We start from the raw sequence: 20,049 nt of genomic DNA, 5'->3' as shown, positions 1-20,049 counted from the left end.
CGATTGCTATGACCGTTGTAGATTGCCCCACCTGCGGCGCCAAAGTGGAATGGAAGCCGGAGAACAAATTCCGCCCGTTCTGCTCGGAACGTTGCAAAAAAATCGACCTGGGCGCCTGGGCCGAGGAAAAATACACCATCCCCGCCGCACCGCCCGTCGATCCGCTCGACCAGGAATGAGCGCGGCCGCTAGCGGCGCCTAGCCGTAGCGCACCTGCTCCAGCCATGCCAGCAAGGGGATGGTGGCGGGCAGCAGCGGCTCCACCCCCACCGTGCCCTGCCAGGCGAACGCCTGCCCTTCCAGGCTTTGCGGTTCGCCTGCCCAGTCGCGGCTGATGAAGAAATGCAGCCGCACGTGCGCATGCGGATACACGTGCTCGATGCCGCACCATTCCTCGGCGCTGTGGATGGTCAGGCCCAGCTCCTCGACGAATTCGCGTTTGAGCGCCTCCAGCACCGTCTCGCCCGGATCGACTTTGCCGCCGGGGAATTCCCAATAGCCGGCGTAGGGCTTGCCGGCCGGCCGCTGGCCCAGCAGCACGTCGCCGTTGGGCTGGACCAGGATGCCGACGGCCACGTCGATCGGACGCGCCGGCGCCTCGCCACCCGTGCCGTTCTTGCTGCTCTTGCCGTTCGTGTCACTCACGCTACCCCCACCGCTCATGCCACGCCGTCCTGCGGCAGCTTGCCCGCGTAATCCTTGGCGAACTGCCAGGCCACCCTGCCCGAGCGGGAACCGCGCTGCAAGGCCCAGCGCAGGGCGTCGGCGCGGGCGGTCTCGATCTGCGCCGCGTCGCAGCCGAACGAGGTGAGCCAGTGGGCCACGATGTCGAGGTAATCGTCCTGCTTGAACGGATAGAACGACAGCCACAAGCCGAAGCGCTCGGACAGCGAAATCTTTTCCTCCACCGTCTCGCCCGGATGCAGATCGCCATCCTCGTCATGCTGGTAGCTGGCGTTGTCGGACATGCGCTCAGGCATCAGGTGGCGGCGGTTCGAGGTGGCGTAGATCAGCACGTTGTCCGACTGGGCGGCCACGCTGCCGTCGAGCGCCACCTTGAGCGCCTTGTAGCCGCTCTCGCCCTCTTCGAACGACAAATCGTCGCAGAAAATGATGAAGCGCTCGGGCCGGCCGGCCACCAGGTCCACGATGTCGGGCAGCTCGGCCAGGTCGGCCTTGTCGACCTCGATCAGGCGCAGGCCGTCGGCCGCGAACTGGTTCAGGCAGGCCTTGATCAGCGAGGACTTGCCGGTGCCGCGCGCGCCCGTCAACAGCACGTTGTTGGCCGGGCGGCCGGCCACGAACTGGCGCGTGTTCTGCTCAATCTGGGCCTTTTGCGGGCCGATGTTGTGCAGGTCCGACAGCGTGATGGACGAGGCGTGCGCCACGGCCTGCAGGTAGCTGGCGCCGCTGTGGTGGCGGCGCCAGCGGTAGGCGAAACCGAGCCGCCAGTCCGGCGCGCGCGGCGTCTGCGGCAGGATGGCCTCGACGCGCTGCAGCAGCGCCTCGGCCCGCACCAGGAATTGTTCCAGTGGCGTGCTCATGATCAGGAACGGTAGTCGGCGTTGATGGTCACGTAGTCGTGCGACAGGTCGCAGGTGTAGACGGTGGCGGCGGCCGCGCCGCGCGCCAGCTTGACGCGCACCGTGATCTCGCTTTGCGACATCACGCGCTGGCCATCCTCTTCCTTGTAGTCGGGATTGCGGCCGCCATCCTTGGCCACCCACACGTCGTCCAGGTACAGGTTGAGCTTGCTCACGTCGAGGTCGTCCACGCCGGCGTAGCCGATGGCGGCCAGGATGCGGCCCAGGTTGGGGTCGGAAGCGAAGAAGGCGGTCTTGACCAGCGGCGAGTGGCCAATCGAGTAGGCGATCTTGCGGCATTCGGCCACGTCCTTGCCGTCCTCCACGGTGACGGTGATGAACTTGGTCGCGCCCTCGCCGTCGCGCACGATGGCTTGCGCCAGGAACAGCGCGAGGTCGGTCACGGCGGCCGCCAGCGCGGCGTATTCAGGGCTGTCGACCGAATTGACTTCCAAGGTGCCGGCGCCGGTGGCGATCAGCATGAAGGAATCGTTGGTCGAGGTGTCGCCGTCGATGGTGATGCAGTTGAAGCTGAGGTCGGCCACCTGCTTGACCAGCACGTCCAGCACCGGCTGGGCCACCTTGGCGTCGAACGCGAGGAAGCCCAGCATGGTGGCCATGTTGGGCTTGATCATGCCGGCGCCCTTGCTGATGCCCGTCAGTGTGACGGCGTGGCCGGCCACGTTGACGCTGCGCGAGGCGGCCTTGGGCTGGGTGTCGGTGGTCATGATGGCTTCGGCCGCGTTGTACCAGTTGTCGGCCTTCAGGCTGGCCACGGCTTGCGGCAGGCCGGCCACGATCTTGTCGACCGGCAGCTGCTCGAGGATCACGCCGGTCGAGAACGGCAGGATCTGCTGCGCCTCGCAGCCGAGCAGGCCGGCCAGCGCGGCGCAGCTGGCGTTGGCGGCGGCCAGGCCGGCCTCGCCCGTGCCGGCGTTGGCGTTGCCGGTGTTGACCATCAGTGCGCGGACCGGCTTGCCGCCGGCCTGGGCGGCCGCCAGGTGGGCCTTGGCCACCTGCACCGGCGCGGCGCAGAAACGGTTGAGCGTGAACACCCCGGCCACCGTGGCGCCCGGCGCCACCTGCAGCACCAGCACGTCCTTGCGGTTGGGCTTCTTGATGCCGGCTTCGGCGTAGCCGATGTCGACGCCCGCGACGGGCTTGAGGTCAGCGGCGATGGGCTTGGGGGAGTTGACGGCCATAGTATGTTCTCGTGCTAGGAATGGAGGGAAAAAGGTAGCCGCTATTGTAATCCCTGGCGGGCGAATTGGTGTCGCGGCCGCTGCCGTCAACGTGGCCCGGATGGCGTCGCGATCGACCGCCAGTCACACGCCGGACCCGGACCGCACGCACTTTCGGTCCTGGCCTGCCAAGATATAAAAAAGACATTCAATATCAATAACTTATTGATCCAACGTCGACAATGGCGTCGCTTTTTGGTCGAAAAACCACATTAAAAATAGAACACTCATTCTATTTCCCTCCTGAACAACAGATGCCTTGTGGAAATTAGACTAAGGTGGCGGCTGCGTACGCCAAGAGCGTGCCGCGACCGACTGGCGAGCTGCGCCATACGACAGAACGCCGACAAGAATAAAGAACTTAAGAGAACCCGACGAATGAAAAAACAACTGTTAGTAGCAAGCATCCTGGCCGCCTTCGGTGTGTCGACCGCGCAAGCGGGCACGATGGGCGATGGCGACCTGAGCATCAGCGGCTTCGGCACGCTGGGCGTGGCCAAGAGCAATACGGACCAGGCCCAGTTCGCCCGTTACAACCAGGCTGAAGGCGTGTCCGACAAGGCCCGCATCGGCCTGGACAGCAACCTCGGCCTGCAAGCCACCTATAAATTCAACGACCAGCTCTCGGGCACGGTGCAAGTGCTGACCCGCAAGAACACCAGCACCAGCTTCACCACCGACCTGACCTGGGCCTTCCTCAAGTACAAGATCAACGATGAAGTGAACGTGCGCGTGGGCCGCGTGGTGGTGCCGACCTTCCTGATCTCGGACTACCAGAACGTGGGCTACGCCAACACGATGATGCGTCCGCCGATCGAGCTGTACGGCCAGAACACGCTGGAGAACGTGGACGGCGCCGACGTCAACTACCAGCACGCCTTCGGCGACGTCAACTTCACGGCCCAGGCCTTCGGCGGCGTCAGCCGCGGCAAGCTGTTCATCCCGACCGGCGCCGGTTCCGTGGCCACCTACCGCGCCCCGGCCGGCGGCATCACCCTGGCGGCCGAATACGGCCCGTTCCAGATGCGCCTGGCCCATGCGCGCGCCAAGCTGACCACCAACGACCTGACCCCGGTCAACAACCTGACCAATGTGCTGAACAAGTTCGGCTTCACGGACCTGGCCAATGACCTGAGCCTGACCCCGGGCAAGAAGATCGCGTTCACCTCGGTCGGCCTGACCATGGACTGGAACAACATCCTGCTGCAATCGGAATACGCGCAACGCCGCGACAAGGAAGCCGTGTACGTGCCTGACACCAACGCCTGGTACGCGCTGGCTGGCTACCGCGTCGGCAAGGTGCTGCCGTACTACGCCCACGCGGCCGTCACCGGCGCGGGCAGCTCCGTCACCGTGCCCGCCACGCTGCCGGCCAACAGCCCGCTGGGCGCGACCGTGCGCGGCCTGCTGGTGTCCACCGAGCAAAGTTCCGACCTGGTCGGCGTGCGCTGGGACTTCGCCAAGAACGTGGCGCTGAAGGTCCAGGTCGACCGCGTCAAGCCGAAGGTCAAGTCCGGTTCGCTGATCTTTGTCCAGCCGGCCGCCGGCATCACCAACAGCGTGACCGTCGTTGCGGCCGCGCTTGACTTCGTATTCTGATCGGGAGCCCCTCCATGAAATCCATGATGACTTCTTTGCTGCTGGCCGCCCTGGCCGCGGCGGCGCTGCCGGCATCGGCTGAAACCGTTGTGATCGTCAGCCAGAAAAACCCGGCCACCCGCATGTTCTCGGAACAGGCAGCCCAGTTCTTCCTCGGCAAATCGACCATGTTCACCCCCGTCGACCAGGCCGAAGGCTCGGCCATCCGCGCCGAGTTCTATCACAAGGTGGCCGACAAGGACGCAGCCCAGGTCAAGGCCATCTGGTCCAAGATCGAGTTCACCGGCAAAGGCACGCCGCCCAAGGAGTATCACTCGGACGCCGAAGTTCGCAAGGCCGTGGCCGCCGATCCCAAGGCCATCGGCTACATCAGCAAGGCCGCGGTGGACGACACCGTGAAAGTGATCCTGACGCTGCCATAAGCAACCGTCCGGCCCACACTGCAGCCATCACGCAACGCCCGGCCCCGTGCTGGGCGTTGTCATATCTGGAACGAGGCCAGACGAATTTGTCCTGGACGTCGGTGAAAAAACCACAGTTTTCCCACCGGCGGCGCAATTCCGCGCATTCTAGTTTTATGCCTCATGGAAATTCGTCTAAGGTTACATCTAAGCGCGCAGGGCGGCGGCAGCGATCCTGAGCGAGCAACGCGTGCAAGTAAAAAAATTTCTCGACGTAAGAGACAACAAGAGGGGACTTATGAAAAAACTCGTACTGGCAAGTGCATTAATCACGGCATTCGGCGCCGCCCACGCGGGCGCGATGGATGACGGCAATCTCACCATCGGCGGCTTTGGCACGCTGGGCGAGGCCAAGATCAACACCGACAAGGCACAGTTCATCCGCTACAACCAGGCCGAAGGCGTGGGCGAGAAGGCCCGCATCGGCCTCGATTCCAACCTCGGTCTGCAGGCCAGCTACAAGGTCAACGATGCGCTGTCGGGCACGGTGCAGGTGCTGACCCGCAAGAACACCAGCACCAGCTTCACCACCGACCTGACCTGGGCCTTCCTGAAGTACAAGATCAATGACGAGCTCAACGTGCGCGTGGGCCGGGTCGTGATCCCCACCTTCCTGATTTCGGACTACCAGAACGTCGGCTACGCCAACACCATGATGCGGCCGCCGGTCGAGATGTACGCGCAGGATCCGATCGAAAGCGCCGACGGCGCCGACTTCAACTACCAGCACGCCTTCGGCGACACCAACTTCACGGCCCAGGGCCTCATCGGCGTCAGCCGCGGCAAGCTGGTGCTGGCCGGCACCACGGCCGTGGCCACCTACCGCGCGCCCGTCATGGGCCTGAGCCTGGCCGTCGAGCATGGTCCCGTCACCTTGCGCGCCGCCCACGTCGAAGCCAAGCTGAGCGGCAACGACGCCGTCCCGCTCAACCAGCTGAGCGCGACGCTGACGGCGGTCGGCTTCTCCGGCCTGGCCAATGATCTGACGTTCAACAACCGCAAGAAGGTGACCTTCACGGAAGTGGGCGCGACGCTGGACTGGAACAACATCGTCGGCCAGGCCGAGTACGGCATGCGCCGCGCCAAGGAGCCGGTCTACATCCCCGACACCAATTCCTGGTATGCCATGGTCGGCTACCGCGTCGGCAAATTCCTGCCGTATTTCAGCCACGCGCAAGTGACCCAGCATGGCCGCTCCGTCACGCTGCCGACCGGCTTCCCGACCAGCGGTCCGCTGGCGGCCGTGGTCGGCAACCTGCTGCAAGCGAACTTGCAGAGCACCAACCTGGTCGGTGTACGCTGGGACTTCGCCAAGAACGTGGACGCCAAGTTCCAGGTCGACCGCGTCAAGCCCGGCGCCAAAGGCGGTATGCTGATCAACGGCCCAGTTGGCGGCCTGAAGGACAACGTCACCGTGGTGGCCGCGTCGCTCGACTTCGTGTTCTGATGGGGAGGATGCCATGAAACTGCTGATCCAAGCCTCCCTGCTGTGCGCCCTGTCCGCCACCGCCCTGTCGGCCAGCGCCGAAACCGTGGTCATCGTCAACAAGGCCAACCCGGCCACCCGCATGTTCTCGGAACAGGCGTCCCAGTTCTTCCTGGGTAAGTCGACCATGTTCACGCCGATCGACCAGGCCGAAGGTTCGCCCATCCGCGCCGACTTCTACCACAAGGCGGCCGACAAGGACCCGGCCCAGGTGAAGGCGATCTGGTCCAAGATCGTGTTTACGGGTAAGGGCACGCCACCGAAGGAGTACAGCTCCAACGCCGAGGTCAAGAAAGCCGTTGCTGCCGATCCCAAGGCAATCGGTTATATTGACAAGTCGGCAGTGGACGACACGGTCAAAGTGATCCTGACCCTGCCGTAAGAGCTGGCGTCTTCCGCGCCCGCGCCCCATGTCGGGAGCGCGGGCGCTGTCTCGTCCGGCGTAGAGATGCTGGCATGGGAGGCAAGTCTTGAGTTTATCGCTGCGCGCGAAATTTCTGCTGCTCAGTGCCGTGGTGCAGGCGCTGGTGGTCGGTCTGCTGATCTGGAACAGCCTGCGGCTGATGGATAGCGCTGTCAGCAAAAATGCCGAACGGGTGGCCCATGAATACGCCGTCACCCTCAATCTTTCCCTCGGTCCCTACGCCACCCGCGGCAAGCTGACCGAGCTGAGCAACTACCTGGCCGAAATGCTGGCCGATCCCAACGACAGTTACCTGCGCTACCTGGTCATCCTCGACGCCGAGCGCCGCCCCATCCTCGAAGTGGGCACCCGCGCCGCCACGCTGCCGTTCGCGCTGGCCGCGAATACCGGACTGGGCCAGGTGCTGCGCACCTATGACGACGGCCACACGCTGCACGCGCGCACCCCGCTGCTGCTGCAGGATAACAAGGTCGGCTCGCTCAACTTCGGCCTGTCCACGCGCGACCTGCAACAGGCGCGCGACGAGGTGATGTGGCAAGGCGGTGTGATCTCGCTGGCCGGGCTGGTGCTGGGCGTGGCCCTGTTCTACCTGTTCACCCACGGCATCGGCAAGCGGCTGCAAGCGCTGACGGGCCGCACCCGCGAACTGGCGCCCGGCCTGGAAGCGGTGGCGCCGCAAGCGCCGCGCCGCGAAGGCGACGAGATCGACCAGTTCTCGCGCTCGCTGAACGCGATGAGCGCCGCGCTGCGCCAGCGCGTGGCCCAGCTCGAACAATCGCAACAGCGCCTGTCCGAATCGGAAGCGCGCTTCAAGACCCTGTTCGACATGGCGCCGTTACCATTGAGCGTGACCGATTTCGACGGCCACATCATCGCCGCCAACCAGGCGCTGACGCGCACCTTCGGCCACCCGGTCGACGAGCTGATCGGCCGGCGCTCGGACCAGCTGTCGTTCTGGGCCAGCATGCGCGAGCGCGACCGCATGTGGGACATCTTCCTGCGCGACGGCGCCGTGCAGGGCGACGTGGCCGGCGTGCTGCTGCCCGACGGCAGCGTGGGCAGCGTGGCGATCTGGTCCTCGACGCTGGTGCTCGACGGCCGCCAGGCCATCATCTGGGCCCTGCTGGACCTGACCGAGGAACTGAACGCCAAGCGCGAACTGAAGGACCTGAACGTGTCGCTGGAGAGCCGGGTCAGCGAGCGCTCGGCCGCGCTGGAGCGGGCCAACGCCGACCTGAGCGCCGCGCTCGACACCCTGCGGCAAACCCAGCACGAGCTGCTGGCGTCGGAGAAGATGGCCTCGCTCGGCTCGCTGGTGGCCGGCATCGCGCACGAACTGAACACGCCGATCGGCAACAGCCTGCTGGCCTCGACCACGCTGGGCGACCGGGTGCTCAGCTTCGACGCCCTGGTGGCCAGCGGCAACCTGCGCCGCTCCGAACTGCAGCAATACCTGGACGAGGTGCGGCTGGCCAGCGAACTGATCTCGGGTTCGCTGCGCAAGGCGGCCGACCTGATCTCGTCATTCAAGCAGATCGCCGTCGACCAGACCAACGACCAGCGCCGTGAATTCGACCTGGCCACGGCCGTGCACGACACGGTGGCCACCTACATGCCGCGGCTGCGGCGCGCCAACTGCGCGGTGCGGGTGGAAGTGCCCGACGGCATCAAGCTCGACTCCTATCCGGGCGGCCTGTACCAGATCCTCAACAACCTGCTCAACAACGCGCTGGCGCACGCGTTCGAGCACCGCGCCAGCGGCAACATCACGATCGAAGCCGGCGCGGTCGAGGACGACATGGTGGACCTGGTGTTCTGCGACGACGGCGCCGGCATGACCGAAGACGTGCTGCGGCACGTGTTCGACCCCTTCTTCACCACCAAGATGGGCCAGGGCGGCACGGGGCTGGGCATGAACATCGTCTACAACATCGTCACTGGCGTGCTGGGCGGACGGATCGCGATCGACTCCGCGCCCGGCGCCGGCACCACCATCCACCTCACCATCCCGCGCGTGGCGCCCCAGCGCGACCCCGCCCGCCCCTAAAAAACAAAACCGGGGTCAGGTCATGCCATCAAGCAAGCCACACGCGGCTTGCTTGATGGCATGACCTGACCCCGGTTTAGGGGCGCAGAAGGCGATCAGGCCAGCTTACCGTGGCAAGCCTTGTACTTCTTGCCGCTGCCGCAAGGGCATGGGTCGTTGCGGCCCACTTTCACGCCCATGTTGAGCAGCGGTTCGCCGGTGGCTGGTTCCGCGTTGGCGGTGGGCGCCAGCAAGTCTTCCGGCGCCGCGTTCGGGTTGAAGTCGGCGTGCTGGTAGTGCACATTGCCCACGTGCGGCTGCTGCATGGCCGCCTCGGCCGCGTCGATCTCCTCGCGCGACTGGATGCGCACCGTCATGATCAGGCGCACCACTTCGTTCTTGATCATGTCCAGCATCTGGCCGAACAGCTCGAACGCTTCGCGCTTGTACTCCTGCTTGGGGTTCTTCTGCGCATAGCCGCGCAGGTGGATGCCCTGGCGCAGGTGGTCGAGCGCAGCCAGGTGCTCGCGCCAGTGGCTGTCCACGCTTTGCAGCATGACGTTGCGCTCGAAGCCGGCGAACGCTTCCTTGCCGACGATGTCGATCTTGGACTGGTACAGCGCATCGGCCGCGGCCAGCACGCGCTCGAGGATGTCCTCGTCGGTCAGGTTCTGCTCCGATTCGAGCATGGCGTGCAGCGGCAGTTCGATCTGCCATTCGGCCAGCAGCGCCGCTTCCAGGCCCTTGATGTTCCACTGCTCTTCCACCGACTCGGCCGGCACGTATTCGCGCACCATGTCGGTGAAGGCGCCGTGGCGCAGCGACTGGATCAGCTCGGAGATGTCGACGCTTTCCAGCAGCTCGTTACGCTGCTGGTAGATCACCTTGCGCTGGTCGTTGGCGACGTCGTCGTATTCCAGCAGTTGCTTACGGATGTCGAAGTTGCGTGCTTCCACCTTTCGCTGGGCCGATTCGATCGAGCGCGACACGATGCCCGCCTCGATCGGCTCGCCTTCCGGCATCTTCAGGCGGTCCATGATGGCGCGCACGCGGTCGCCCGCGAAGATGCGCAGCAGCTGGTCGTCGAGCGACAGGAAGAAGCGCGAGGAACCGGGGTCGCCCTGGCGCGCGGCACGGCCGCGCAGCTGGTTGTCGACCCGGCGCGACTCGTGGCGCTCGGTGCCCACGATGTGCAGGCCGCCGGCCGCCACCACCTGGTTGTGCAGTGCCTGCCAGCCGTCGCGCAGTGCCTGGGCCTGGGCCGCTTTCTCGGCGTCGCTCAGTTCGGCGTTCGCTTCGATGAACTGGATCTGCTTTTCCACGTTGCCGCCCAACACGATGTCGGTACCGCGACCGGCCATGTTGGTGGCGATGGTGATGGCCTTGGGGCTACCGGCCTGGGCGATGATTTCCGCTTCACGCGCGTGCTGCTTGGCGTTCAGCACGTTGTGCGGCAGGCCGCCCTTGGTCAGGATGCCCGACAGCAGCTCGGAGTTCTCGATCGAGGTGGTACCCACCAGCACCGGCTGGCCACGGTCGTAGCAGGCGCGGATTTCCAGCATCATGGCGTTGTACTTCTCGGCCGACGACTTGTACACCTGGTCGTGGCGGTCCTTGCGCTGCGATGGACGGTTCGGTGGGATCACGACCGTTTCCAGGCCGTAGATTTCCTGGAATTCGTAGGCTTCCGTGTCGGCCGTACCGGTCATGCCGGCCAGCTTGCTGTACATGCGGAAGTAGTTCTGGAACGTGATCGAGGCCAGGGTCTGGTTCTCGTTCTGGATCTTGACGCCTTCCTTCGCTTCCACGGCCTGGTGCAGGCCGTCGGACCAGCGGCGGCCCGTCATCAGGCGGCCCGTGAATTCGTCGACGATGATCACTTCATTGTTCTGCACCACGTAGTGCTGGTCCTTGAAGTACAGCGCGTGCGCGCGCAGGGCCGCATACAGGTGGTGCACCAGCGTGATGTTGGCCGAGTCGTACAGCGAGGCGCCTTCGGGCAGCAAGCCCATCTTGGTCAGGATGGCTTCGGCCTTCTCGTGGCCGGCCTCGGTCAGCAGCACCTGGTGCGCCTTCTCGTCCTTGGTGTAGTCGCCGGGGACTTCGACCTTGCCCTTGCCGTCCGGGGTTTCCTCGCCGATCTGCTGGGTCAGTAAGCGCGGCACTTCATTGATCTTGTAGTACAGGTCGGTGTGGTTCTCGGCCTGGCCGGAGATGATCAGCGGGGTGCGGGCTTCGTCGATCAGGATCGAGTCCACCTCGTCGACGATACCGAAGTTCAGCACGCGCTGGACGCGGTCGCGGGCCTCGAACACCATGTTGTCGCGCAGGTAGTCGAAACCGAATTCGTTGTTGGTGCCGTAGGTGATGTCGGCGTTGTAGGCGGCCTGCTTGGCGGCGTGCTCCATCTGCGACAGGTTGATGCCCGTCGTCAGACCCAGCCAGCCGTACAGCTTGCTCATGGTGTCGGCGTCGCGCTGGGCCAGGTAATCGTTGACCGTCACGATGTGCACGCCCTTGCCGGCCAGCGCGTTCAGGTAGGCCGGCAGCGTTGCCGTCAGCGTCTTGCCCTCGCCTGTGCCCATCTCCGCGATTTTGCCGTAGTGCAGAACCATGCCGCCGATCAGCTGCACGTCGAAGTGGCGCATCTTGAACACGCGCTTGCTCGCTTCGCGGCAGACGGCGAACGCTTCGGGCAGGATCGCGTCCAGCGACTCACCGTTGGCGATGCGTTGCTTGAAGGCGGGCGTCTTTGCTTGCAGCTCGGCATCCGACAGCTTTTCAATGACAGGCTCGAGCGCATTGATCTCGCGTACCGTTTTTTGGTATTGCTTGAGCAGCCGCTGGTTGCGGCTACCGAAAATCTGGGTCAGTAATGACATGCTTGAATTCTTGAAAAAACGCCGTTAAAAAAAGCTCTGTTGGTGAAAGTTGCCTTACCGCACGGAGTTCGACTATGGCAAAAGACGATGATTTTATCATGCGCAGTCGCCCACATTGGGGTATTGGCCTATATAACAATAGCCCAAATCAGAACAATGCCACAAAATCAATATATTTTGTATGAGGGTAGCGCGCAATTGCTGCAATGGCGTGACAGCGGCCGGCACGGACGGGCCGGCTTGTGATATGTTTCGGCCCATGCGATTCAACTCCTCCAACCTGTCCCTGAAGCGGCCCACGGCCGTCGGCGCCACCGATTTCCTGCGGCGCGACGACAAGATGGCCGCGCTGCTGCCGGCCATCGAGCGCATGGCGTCGCTGCAGCGCGACTGCGCGGCGGCCCTGCCGGCCATGTTCCAGTACGTGGAAATCCTGTCGTTCGAGGAAGGCCAGCTGGTGCTGGCCACGCCCAACGCGGCGCTGGCGGCCAAGCTCAAGCAGCAAGTGCCCAAGCTGCAGGACACGCTGGCCCGGCGCGGCTGGCAGGTGGAGGGCGTCAAGCTGCGGGTGCAGATGGTGAAGGCAGCCGAGATCAAGGAACAGATGCGGGCCCTGTCGCTGCCCGAGGCGGCCGTGGCCGCGTTCGACGAGCTGGGCCACACGCTGGAGCAAACCAGCCAGAACGCCGGCCTGATCGAAGCGCTGCAACGGATGGTGGCGCGCCGGCGCCAGGGTGGCGGTTAAAAAAAATCGGGGACCAGCCCCGATTTGTTAAGTTAGCGCCCACTCGCGCGCCATCTGGCGCAGATACGACGGCGGCGCCGCCTCGTTGGTGTCGAACGAGACGATTTCATACGCTTCCGGATGCTTGAGCAGCTCCAGCAACAACTGGTTGTTGAGCGCGTGGCCGGACTTGTGCGCCTCGTAGCTGGCCAGCAAGGGATGGCCTACCAGGTACAAATCGCCGATGGCGTCCAGGATCTTGTGGCGCACGAACTCGTCGTCGTAGCGCAAGCCGTCCGAATTGAGGATGCGGTACTCATCCATCACGATGGCGTTTTCCAGCGAACCGCCGCGCGCCAGGCCTATGCCGCGCAGCATTTCCACGTCCTGCATGAAGCCGAAGGTACGCGCGCGCGCCACGTCATGCACGTACGACACGTCGCCGAAATCGACCTGGGCCCGCTGGCTGGTGCCATCGACGGCCGGGTGGTTAAATTCGATGAAAAAGTCTAATTTAAAACCGTTGTATGGCGACAACCGCGCCCATTTTTCCTTGTCGCCGACGCCGTCGCGGATCTCGACCGGCTGCAGCACGCGGATGAATTTCTTGGCCGCCGGCTGCTCCTGCACGCCCGCCTGTTGCAAAAGAAATACGAACGACGAGGCCGAGCCATCCATGATGGGGATTTCCTCGGCGCTCACGTCGATGTACAGGTTGTCGATGCCCAAGCCGGCGCAGGCCGACATCAGGTGCTCGACCGTGGACACGCGCGCGCCATCCTTGACCAGCACGGAGGCCATGCGCGTGTCGCCCACGGCCATGGCGCTGGCGGGGAAATCGACCACGGGGTCCAGGTCCACGCGGCGGAACACGATGCCCGTATCGGGCGCGGCCGGGCGCAAGGTCAGCTCGACCTTGGTGCCGGAATGCAGGCCCACGCCGGTGGTGCGGACCAGTTGTTTGATGGTGCGTTGTTTAAGCATCCCGCGATTATAGCGAAGTTGGGCCAGCCACGTTTCCGCCCTGTTGCCAGCCGATCACGGATGTTCCGCCTCGGCATGCACGGCCTCGTGCCGCACCAGGTAGATGCCGCTGGCCACGATGATGAGCGCGCCGAGCACCGTGTAGCCGTCCGGCAGCGTGTGCCACAACAGCCAGTCGATGGCCACACCCCAGGCCAGTGCCGAGTATTCGAACGAGGCCACGGTGGACGCCTTGCCCTTGCTGAACGCTTCCGTGATGGCCAGCTGGCCGAAAAAGCCGCTCAGCGCCAGCCCCACCAGCACCAGCCAGTCCTCCTGCCGCACCGGCACCCAGACGCCGGCCGCCATGGCCAGCCCGCCGCCGGCCATGATCAGCAGATACCAGAACATCATCGATTCGCTGTTGTCGGTGCGGCTCAGCACGCGGCTGGCGATGGCCGACACGGCATAGCAGGCCGCTGCACCCAGGATGGACAGGCCGCCGATGGACAGGAAACCCGTCCCTTCCGGCCGCAGCACCACCAGCACGCCGATCATGCCGACCACGATGGCGGCCCACTGGGCCCGCCCCACCTTTTCCTTCAGCACGAACACGGACAGGGCCGCGATCAGCGACGGCGCGATGAAGAAGATCGAATACGCCTCGGCCAGCGACAGGTTGCGCAGGCCGAACGCGAACATGGTCAGCATGCCGATGCCGAGCGCGCCGCGGAACAGGTGCATGGACCAGCGCACGTGCAGGATGCGCGCGAACGCGCCCCGGTAGGCCATGTAGGCGCACAGCAGCGGCAGCGAGCACAGGGCGCGCAAGGCCGTCACCTGCATGGCCGGGTAATGGGCCGACAGCACTTTCATGGCCGTGTCCATCATGGAGAACATGGCCACGGCGATCAGCATGGCGTAAATGGCGTGCAGGTTTTCCCTGCGGGAGACGATGACGGCGGACAGAGCGGGCCTCTCAGGATAACGGTGGCCGCTGCGAGGGTGGGACGCGGCCGCATGGAACGTCATCATGGCGACGTCCAGAGCCAGCAGCGGCGGCGTGTGGCCAGCGCTCCGGGAAATTATAGCAAGGCGGAAATATTTGTGCTGGGCGCGCCCGGCCCCGTGCCGGCGCCAGCGTGCGCAATTTGTCCACACTCTCCCCCGATTGCTGCTGTATGGCAAACCCGTTGATGGTAAGCTGAATTGAATGCATGTTGATCAATTATTCTGAGGAGATGCGCATGGCGCTCGAAGCGGCGACCCGGGAAGAATTGCAATCGATACTCGCGCAACTGAAAGAAGCGCTCAACTACCACCAGGCGTGGTACGGGGCATTGGTCCGCACGCTGGTGTGCGGGCTGCCGGGCGACAAACGCGATATCGACGAACTGGCCCACACCATGTGCCGGTTCGGCCAATGGTTTTATAGCGAGGCCCCCGAGGAACTGCGCAAGCACCCTGGTTTCATCGCCATGGGGGAAGAACACCAGCGCTTGCACCAGCTGGCCAAGCAGTTGCTGCTCGTCGCCGGCGGGGGCAATCACATCGCCACGCTCGACTACGACAACTTCTCCAACGCACTCGACCGGATGCGGCTGGAAATCACCTCCCTCGAACGGGAGCTGGAAAACTCGCTGTTCAATCACGACGCGCTGACCGGGGCGATCACCCGCTACGAGATCCTGCCGACCTTGCGCGAACAGCAGCAGGTAGAGAAGCGCCAGACCCAGGCCTGCTTCATCGCGATGGTGGACTTCGACCATTTCAAGGCGGTCAACGACCGCTACGGGCATCCGGCGGCGGACCGGGTACTGGCGACCACCATCCACTATCTGATCAAACAGCTGCGCCCCTACGACAAGGTGTTCCGCTATGGCGGCGAAGAGTTCCTGCTCTGCATGCCCCACGCTGAACCGGCCATGAGTTATGCGCGCATCGATCTGCTGCGCGCCCGGATCGCCGCGCTGCCCATCGACATCGGCCTGGACGAACCGGTGCACATTTCCGTGTCCATCGGCCTGACCCACCTCGACCCGGAGCTGCCGGCAGCGACCTCGATCGAACGCGCCGACAAGGCGCTCTATGCGGCGAAGGCGGCGGGGCGCAATTGCGTGCGGGAATGGCATCCATCGATGTGACGGCGGGCGCGGCACATGGCCAGCGGCGCCGCCGCGGCCACTGCGGCCACTGCGGCCATCGCGCCCACTAGGGCCGCCGCGCCTGAGTACATGGCTTAGCCAGGCGCCGGCAGCAACATCACCAGTTTCAGGTCCGGCCGCTGGGCCAGGTGCAGCGTGACCTGGCTGAAGGTGTGCTCGGCGCCGGCCGCGTCGCGGAAGCGGCGCGCGCCGCCCTCGCGGCCCACGACGTCCTGCAACGTCCACAACTGGTGGAATTCCTCGCTGGCCGCCACCAGTTCCGCGATCAGGCTGGCCAGCGGTTCCTGGGCCGCGTGGCGGCCTGTGTCGGCGCGGAACTCGGCCACCAGCCGGCGCGCCCGCTCCGGCCAGTCCACCGTCAGGCTGCGCGCCTGCGCTTGCAGGAACATGAAGCGCAGCAGGTTGGGCGTTCCCGCGCCCTGGCCACCGTCGAGCCAGCCGCGCAACAGGGCCGCCGCGTCGGCGTTCCAGGCCAGCGCGTCCCACTGGCGGTCCAGGATGTAGGCCGGGGCGTTGATGGCGCGCACCAGCGCGTCCAGCCCCTGCCCGGCTGCGCCCGCATCAAGGTCATGCTGCGGATCAAGCCGGCCGGCCAGACTGAACAGGTAGGCGCGCTCGGCCACCGACAATCGCAGCACGTCGGCCAGCCGGGCCAGCAGGCGGGCCGAGGCCGCCACGGGCCGCCCCTGCTCCAGCCACGTGAGCCAGGTGGGGCTGACCTCGCACAACTGGGCCAACTCCTCGCGCCGCAGGCCGGGCGTGCGCCGCCGTCCACCGCCGGACAGGCCGGCGCTGGCAGGGGTGACGCGCTCGCGGTGGGCGCGGATGTAATCGCCGAGGGTGGTGTGCATGGTAGAAGTTATACCAGTATAAGTCCTTGTCTTGTTACAGGATAGGAATTTGCCTATCCTGACGCTTCCCCACCACACGAGGAAGCCACCATGAAACAGCAAGCCGTCATCGTTGAGCAATTTGGCAACACCGCGCAAGCCTACCTGAGCAGCGCCGTCCACGCCCAGGGCGCGGACCTGGCCGCCATGCATGACATCGCGCGCAAAATGGCCCTGCCCCGCGTGCTGGACCTGGGCTGCGGCGCCGGCCACGCCAGCTTCGCCGTGGCGCCCGTGGCGCAGTCGGTGGTGGCGTTCGACCTGTCGCAGGCCATGCTGGACGTAGTGACGCAGGCGGCGGCCGACCGCGGCCTGGAAAACATCCGCACCCAGCAGGGCGACGTGGGCCAGCTGCCGTTCGCCGGCGCCATCTTCGACCTGGTGGTGACGCGCTTCTCGGCCCACCACTGGCTGGACGTGCCGGCCGCCCTGCAGGAAGCCTGGCGCGTGCTGCGCCCGGGCGGCAAGCTGGTGATCGTGGACATTGTGGCGCCCGCATCGGCCCTGTGCGACACCACCTTGCAGGCCGTGGAACTGCTGCGCGACGGCTCGCACGTGCGCGACTACCGGCTGTGCGAATGGGGCCACAAGCTGGGCATGGCCGGTTTCGCCCACCGTCTCGACAGCCAGTGGAAACTGGAGATGCGCTTCGCCGAATGGGTGGCGCGCATGCGCACGCCGGCGCTGCGCGAACAGGCCATCCGCAGCCTGTGGGATTCCGCCCCGCGCGAGGCGCGCGACTACTTCGCCGTGCAGGCCGACCATTCGTTCACTATCGACGCGGCGATGTTCGTGGCCTGCAAGCAGGAGGAAGAGATTTATTGATCGATTAAGGGCGCGTTTTCACGGATAACGCTTTTTCGCGTGAACGACGTTCAACGCAATCACGGCGTCAGCGTCCTCAAGCAGGATCACGATGTAGTTGCGATGCGCGATCAACTCGACCGTTCCCTTGACGCGGCCACGGCGGCGGGGGAAGTTCGGATCTGCAAGACGATCGACTTGCGCGTCAATACGCGCCCAAAGATTGGTTGCCGCTTGCGGACTATCGCGGGCGACGAAACGCCAGATGTCATCCAGATCGCTTAGATAGGTAGCGGTCCGGATGACCCGCTTCATGATGCGGCGAGCCGGGACATTCTTTCTGCCTTGATCTTGTCCCACTCCTCCTTCGAAAAGGTAGGATTGGAACCGTCGCGCAAGCCAGCCAACGCGGTTTCCACCTTATCCTGTAACCAGGAATCGTAAGTACACTCGGCCTCGGCCGCCTCCGGCACCCAGGCTGCGTATTCCACGCGCACTTGCTCGATGCCAGTTCCACGCAACAATGATAATGCATCGCGCGGATCAACAAAGCGCTGCACATCGCCGCCGGCATCCGCCAGCATGTAGATGCCATCGGCCGTTTCGATCCAGACCTGAAAACTCGCGCCTTGCGCGCGCAGCGTCACCGCAGCCGTCAGATCGGCAAGCACGCGCACGCGCAATTCATCAGGTGTCAGGAATTGACTCATCTTCTCTAAGCACAAAGACAATGGATAAGGCTAGATCATACGCCTGTCCCATCACACCCGCCGCAACGCCCAAATCGGCTTTGCCCATCATCAAATCAAAGACGCGCCCGGGGATGATGCCACCAAAACAAAACGGCGCCGCGGCGCCGTTTTGTCTTGCAAGTGGTGCAGCCGGAATTACAGCTGGCCCAGCAGCGTTTCCGCGTTCGACACTTCGAACTTGCCGCCCTGCTCCACGTTGAGCTGCTTGACGACGCCATTCTCGACCAGCATCGAGTAGCGCTGCGAGCGCGTGCCCATGCCGAACTTGCTGAAGTCGGCGTCCAGGCCCAGCGCCTTGCTGTAGGCGGCGTTGCCGTCGGCCATCATGCGCACGATGCCGGTCGCTTTCTGGTCGCGGCCCCAGGCGCCCATCACGAACGCGTCGTTGACGGAGATGCACCAGATTTCATCGACACCCTTGGCCTTCAGTTCGGCCGCGTGCTTGACGTAGCCAGGCACGTGCTGTGCCGAGCAGGTCGGGGTGTAGGCGCCTGGCAGGCCGAAGATGGCGATCTTCTTGCCCTTGACCAGGTCTTGCACGTTGAACGTGTTGGGGCCCAGTGCGCAACCTTCCGTTTCGGTTTCGATGTATTCCGACAGGCTGCCTTCTGGCAGGGTATCGCCGATCTTGATGGTCATGTTTGACTCCTCTGTTCTGAATTTGAATAAAAAAACCGCGCCTCGGCGCGGTATGCCCCGGCATAGAACGTGCAGTATGCCTGAAGCGCGATGATTCTGCTGGAAGACGCCAAAACGGCGCCCGCCCCGCTTTCAAGCCTGCGGGCCGGGCGCCGCCGCGCATCTTAGTCAGCCTGCTTGCGCAGGAAGGCCGGGATGTCGTAGGTTTCCATGCCGTTCTTCTGCAGCGCCTGCACCTGCTCGGACGCCGTTTCGCGGCGCCATACCGCCGGCGCCTTCATGCCGTCGTAAGCAGCGTTGCCCAGGCCGCCTGCCGCGCCCACGGACACGGAAGTGGCAGCCGCGCCACCGCCCAGCGAGGCCGATGGCATCAGCGGGCTGTTGTGGGTGCCCGTGCGCAGCATCTGCTGCGGCACCAGCTGCACGTGCTTCTTGGCCTTGCCCAGGCCGGTGGCCACCACGGTCACGCGGATGTTGTCGCCCATGTCGTCGTCGTAGGCGATACCCTGGGCGATGGAGGCGTCCGGTGCGGCGAAGGCGCGCACGGCGGCCATCACTTCCTTGATCTCCTTACCCTTCAGGCCACGGCTGGCCGTCACGTTCACCAGCACGCCGCGCGCGCCGGACAGGTCCACGCCATCGAGCAGCGGCGAGGCGACGGCCTGCTCGGCCGCGATGCGGGCGCGGTCCACGCCGGAGGCGGTGGCCGTACCCATCATGGCCTTGCCCTGCTCGCCCATGATGGTCTTGACGTCGTTGAAGTCGACGTTGATGTGGCCCGGCACGTTGATGATCTCGGCGATGCCGGCCACCGCGTTGTTGAGCACATCGTCGGCGTGCTGCAGCCATTCGATCAGCGATTCGTCTTCGTAGATCTCTTCCAGCTTCTCGTTCAGGATCACGATCAGCGAGTCGACGTTGGCCGACAGCTGCTCCAGGCCCTCGTCGGCGATGTCCATGCACTTCTGGCCTTCGTGCGAGAACGGCTTGGACACCACGGCCACGGTCAGCGCGCCCAGTTGCTTGGCCACTTCGGCCACGATCGGTGCGGCGCCAGTGCCGGTGCCGCCGCCCATGCCGGCGGCGATGAACACCATGTGCGCGCCGCGCAGCGAGTCCTCGATGCGCTGGCGCGATTCCTCGGCCAGCTTGCGGCCGACGTCAGGCTTCATGCCCGCGCCCAGACCGGTCTCGCCGATCTGGATGATGTTGTCGGCCTTGGAGGTCGACAGGGCCTGGGCATCGGTGTTGGCGGCGATGAACTCGACGCCCGACATGCCCTTGTTGATCATGTGTTGAACTGCATTGCCACCTGCTCCGCCGACGCCGACGACCTTGATGACGGTTCCCAAAGCTGCGTTATCGACCATATCAAACTCCATGATGTGCTCCTATCAGTATGCGGTTTCC

The 20,049-nt window shown here is 64.7% G+C and carries 20 protein-coding genes; 9 read left to right on the top strand and 11 right to left on the bottom strand.

The annotated features are described in order from the left end of the window. Positions 1 to 8: 8 nt before the first annotated feature. Positions 9 to 179, top strand: a complete 171-nt coding sequence (locus tag H3H37_RS04925) for a DNA gyrase inhibitor YacG (protein WP_182154239.1) — start codon at positions 9 to 11, stop codon at positions 177 to 179. Positions 180 to 198: 19 nt separating this feature from the next. On the opposite strand, the gene H3H37_RS04920 is transcribed toward H3H37_RS04925, so the two are convergent. From H3H37_RS04920 to argJ, 3 genes are read right to left on the bottom strand one after another with little or no spacing between them, the layout of a single operon-like run. Continuing rightward, positions 199 to 663 carry an NUDIX domain-containing protein gene (locus H3H37_RS04920; RefSeq protein ID WP_182160524.1) on the bottom strand — a complete coding sequence of 155 codons (465 nt, stop codon included), beginning with the start codon at positions 661 to 663 and terminating at the stop codon, positions 199 to 201. Then, complete coding sequence (locus tag H3H37_RS04915; RefSeq protein ID WP_182160523.1) at positions 660 to 1,544, bottom strand: ATP-binding protein; 885 nt, start codon at positions 1,542 to 1,544, stop codon at positions 660 to 662. Before H3H37_RS04915 ends, H3H37_RS04920 begins: the two co-directional genes overlap by 4 nt. Positions 1,545 to 1,546: 2 nt before the next feature. Beyond that, the gene (gene argJ / locus H3H37_RS04910; protein ID WP_182160522.1) at positions 1,547 to 2,785 is read right to left on the bottom strand and encodes a bifunctional glutamate N-acetyltransferase/amino-acid acetyltransferase ArgJ; all 1,239 of its coding nucleotides are present in this window, start codon (positions 2,783 to 2,785) and stop codon (positions 1,547 to 1,549) included. A 417-nt stretch (positions 2,786 to 3,202) separates the two neighbouring features. Here argJ and H3H37_RS04905 point away from each other — a divergent pair, with 417 nt between their 5' ends. From H3H37_RS04905 to H3H37_RS04885, 5 genes are all read left to right on the top strand, one after another. Then, positions 3,203 to 4,423 carry a porin gene (locus H3H37_RS04905; protein ID WP_182160521.1) on the top strand — a complete coding sequence of 407 codons (1,221 nt, stop codon included), beginning with the start codon at positions 3,203 to 3,205 and terminating at the stop codon, positions 4,421 to 4,423. Positions 4,424 to 4,446: 23 nt separating this feature from the next. After that, positions 4,447 to 4,845 carry a type 2 periplasmic-binding domain-containing protein gene (locus H3H37_RS04900; protein WP_375539980.1) on the top strand — a complete coding sequence of 133 codons (399 nt, stop codon included), beginning with the start codon at positions 4,447 to 4,449 and terminating at the stop codon, positions 4,843 to 4,845. Between the two features lie 277 nt (positions 4,846 to 5,122). Next, positions 5,123 to 6,331, top strand: coding sequence for a porin (locus H3H37_RS04895; RefSeq protein ID WP_182160519.1), 1,209 nt, complete (start codon positions 5,123 to 5,125; stop codon positions 6,329 to 6,331). Between the two features lie 13 nt (positions 6,332 to 6,344). Then, a complete protein-coding gene (locus H3H37_RS04890; protein WP_182160518.1) occupies positions 6,345 to 6,752 on the top strand; it encodes a type 2 periplasmic-binding domain-containing protein in 408 nt (135 codons plus the stop codon). Positions 6,753 to 6,840: 88 nt separating this feature from the next. Further along, positions 6,841 to 8,841, top strand: a complete 2,001-nt coding sequence (locus H3H37_RS04885) for an ATP-binding protein (protein ID WP_182160517.1) — start codon at positions 6,841 to 6,843, stop codon at positions 8,839 to 8,841. A 95-nt stretch (positions 8,842 to 8,936) separates the two neighbouring features. Here the strand turns inward: H3H37_RS04885 and secA are convergent, their stop codons facing one another. Beyond that, positions 8,937 to 11,702 carry a preprotein translocase subunit SecA gene (gene secA, locus H3H37_RS04880; RefSeq protein ID WP_182160516.1) on the bottom strand — a complete coding sequence of 922 codons (2,766 nt, stop codon included), beginning with the start codon at positions 11,700 to 11,702 and terminating at the stop codon, positions 8,937 to 8,939. A 259-nt stretch (positions 11,703 to 11,961) separates the two neighbouring features. Here secA and H3H37_RS04875 point away from each other — a divergent pair, with 259 nt between their 5' ends. Then, positions 11,962 to 12,447, top strand: a complete 486-nt coding sequence (locus tag H3H37_RS04875; protein WP_229218662.1) for a DciA family protein — start codon at positions 11,962 to 11,964, stop codon at positions 12,445 to 12,447. 27 nt (positions 12,448 to 12,474) lie between these two features. On the opposite strand, the gene lpxC is transcribed toward H3H37_RS04875, so the two are convergent. Together lpxC and H3H37_RS04865 are read right to left on the bottom strand one after the other, a co-directional pair. After that, positions 12,475 to 13,410: a UDP-3-O-acyl-N-acetylglucosamine deacetylase gene (gene lpxC / locus H3H37_RS04870; protein ID WP_182160514.1), complete on the bottom strand. Its 936-nt coding sequence runs from the start codon at positions 13,408 to 13,410 to the stop codon at positions 12,475 to 12,477. Between the two features lie 54 nt (positions 13,411 to 13,464). Beyond that, positions 13,465 to 14,307, bottom strand: a complete 843-nt coding sequence (locus tag H3H37_RS04865; protein WP_182160680.1) for a DMT family transporter — start codon at positions 14,305 to 14,307, stop codon at positions 13,465 to 13,467. Positions 14,308 to 14,636: 329 nt separating this feature from the next. On the opposite strand from H3H37_RS04865, the gene H3H37_RS04860 reads away from it, so the two are divergent. Next, entirely contained in the window at positions 14,637 to 15,533 is an 897-nt protein-coding gene (locus H3H37_RS04860; protein WP_182160513.1) for a diguanylate cyclase, read from the top strand. Between the two features lie 95 nt (positions 15,534 to 15,628). Here the strand turns inward: H3H37_RS04860 and H3H37_RS04855 are convergent, their stop codons facing one another. Further along, positions 15,629 to 16,405, bottom strand: a complete 777-nt coding sequence (locus H3H37_RS04855; RefSeq protein ID WP_182160512.1) for a helix-turn-helix transcriptional regulator — start codon at positions 16,403 to 16,405, stop codon at positions 15,629 to 15,631. Between the two features lie 90 nt (positions 16,406 to 16,495). Between H3H37_RS04855 and H3H37_RS04850 the strand changes: the two genes are divergently transcribed. Then, on the top strand, positions 16,496 to 17,269 hold the full coding sequence (locus H3H37_RS04850; RefSeq protein ID WP_182160511.1) for a class I SAM-dependent methyltransferase: 774 nt from the start codon (positions 16,496 to 16,498) through the stop codon (positions 17,267 to 17,269). 18 nt (positions 17,270 to 17,287) lie between these two features. Here the strand turns inward: H3H37_RS04850 and H3H37_RS04845 are convergent, their stop codons facing one another. The 4 genes from H3H37_RS04845 to ftsZ form a co-directional block, all read right to left on the bottom strand. Continuing rightward, entirely contained in the window at positions 17,288 to 17,563 is a 276-nt protein-coding gene (locus H3H37_RS04845) for a type II toxin-antitoxin system RelE/ParE family toxin (RefSeq protein WP_182160510.1), read from the bottom strand. Then, positions 17,560 to 17,958: a hypothetical protein gene (locus tag H3H37_RS04840; protein ID WP_182160509.1), complete on the bottom strand. Its 399-nt coding sequence runs from the start codon at positions 17,956 to 17,958 to the stop codon at positions 17,560 to 17,562. The genes H3H37_RS04845 and H3H37_RS04840 overlap by 4 nt, the downstream gene beginning before the upstream one ends. A 177-nt stretch (positions 17,959 to 18,135) precedes the next feature. Further along, positions 18,136 to 18,639 (bottom strand): peroxiredoxin, encoded by a 504-nt coding sequence (locus H3H37_RS04835; protein WP_182160508.1) that lies wholly within the window; start codon positions 18,637 to 18,639, stop codon positions 18,136 to 18,138. A gap of 164 nt (positions 18,640 to 18,803) precedes the next feature. Then, complete coding sequence (ftsZ, locus tag H3H37_RS04830) at positions 18,804 to 20,021, bottom strand: cell division protein FtsZ (RefSeq protein WP_182160507.1); 1,218 nt, start codon at positions 20,019 to 20,021, stop codon at positions 18,804 to 18,806. Between the last annotated feature and the right edge of the window lie 28 nt (positions 20,022 to 20,049).

It is taken from the genome of Rugamonas brunnea (assembly GCF_014042345.1).
Lineage (GTDB): Bacteria > Pseudomonadota > Gammaproteobacteria > Burkholderiales > Burkholderiaceae_D > Rugamonas > Rugamonas brunnea.
The sequence above is the reverse complement of the archived record's forward strand: the minus strand, read 5'-3'. Positions and strand labels throughout refer to the sequence as shown.

Bases quoted from the DNA above. Each gene is read 5' to 3' on its own strand.
- H3H37_RS04925 (WP_182154239.1), top strand. From the start codon at position 9: ATGACCGTTGTAGATTGCCCCACCTGCGGCGCCAAAGTGGAATGGAAG.
- H3H37_RS04920 (WP_182160524.1), bottom strand. From the start codon at position 663: ATGAGCGGTGGGGGTAGCGTGAGTGACACGAACGGCAAGAGCAGCAAG.
- H3H37_RS04915 (WP_182160523.1), bottom strand. From the start codon at position 1,544: ATGAGCACGCCACTGGAACAATTCCTGGTGCGGGCCGAGGCGCTGCTG.
- argJ (WP_182160522.1), bottom strand. From the start codon at position 2,785: ATGGCCGTCAACTCCCCCAAGCCCATCGCCGCTGACCTCAAGCCCGTC.
- H3H37_RS04905 (WP_182160521.1), top strand. From the start codon at position 3,203: ATGAAAAAACAACTGTTAGTAGCAAGCATCCTGGCCGCCTTCGGTGTG.
- H3H37_RS04900 (WP_375539980.1), top strand. From the start codon at position 4,447: ATGATGACTTCTTTGCTGCTGGCCGCCCTGGCCGCGGCGGCGCTGCCG.
- H3H37_RS04895 (WP_182160519.1), top strand. From the start codon at position 5,123: ATGAAAAAACTCGTACTGGCAAGTGCATTAATCACGGCATTCGGCGCC.
- H3H37_RS04890 (WP_182160518.1), top strand. From the start codon at position 6,345: ATGAAACTGCTGATCCAAGCCTCCCTGCTGTGCGCCCTGTCCGCCACC.
- secA (WP_182160516.1), bottom strand. From the start codon at position 11,702: ATGTCATTACTGACCCAGATTTTCGGTAGCCGCAACCAGCGGCTGCTC.
- H3H37_RS04875 (WP_229218662.1), top strand. From the start codon at position 11,962: ATGCGATTCAACTCCTCCAACCTGTCCCTGAAGCGGCCCACGGCCGTC.
- lpxC (WP_182160514.1), bottom strand. From the start codon at position 13,410: ATGCTTAAACAACGCACCATCAAACAACTGGTCCGCACCACCGGCGTG.
- H3H37_RS04865 (WP_182160680.1), bottom strand. From the start codon at position 14,307: ATGCTGATCGCCGTGGCCATGTTCTCCATGATGGACACGGCCATGAAA.
- H3H37_RS04860 (WP_182160513.1), top strand. From the start codon at position 14,637: ATGGCGCTCGAAGCGGCGACCCGGGAAGAATTGCAATCGATACTCGCG.
- H3H37_RS04855 (WP_182160512.1), bottom strand. From the start codon at position 16,405: ATGCACACCACCCTCGGCGATTACATCCGCGCCCACCGCGAGCGCGTC.
- H3H37_RS04850 (WP_182160511.1), top strand. From the start codon at position 16,496: ATGAAACAGCAAGCCGTCATCGTTGAGCAATTTGGCAACACCGCGCAA.
- H3H37_RS04845 (WP_182160510.1), bottom strand. From the start codon at position 17,563: ATGAAGCGGGTCATCCGGACCGCTACCTATCTAAGCGATCTGGATGAC.
- H3H37_RS04840 (WP_182160509.1), bottom strand. From the start codon at position 17,958: ATGAGTCAATTCCTGACACCTGATGAATTGCGCGTGCGCGTGCTTGCC.
- H3H37_RS04835 (WP_182160508.1), bottom strand. From the start codon at position 18,639: ATGACCATCAAGATCGGCGATACCCTGCCAGAAGGCAGCCTGTCGGAA.
- ftsZ (WP_182160507.1), bottom strand. From the start codon at position 20,021: ATGGAGTTTGATATGGTCGATAACGCAGCTTTGGGAACCGTCATCAAG.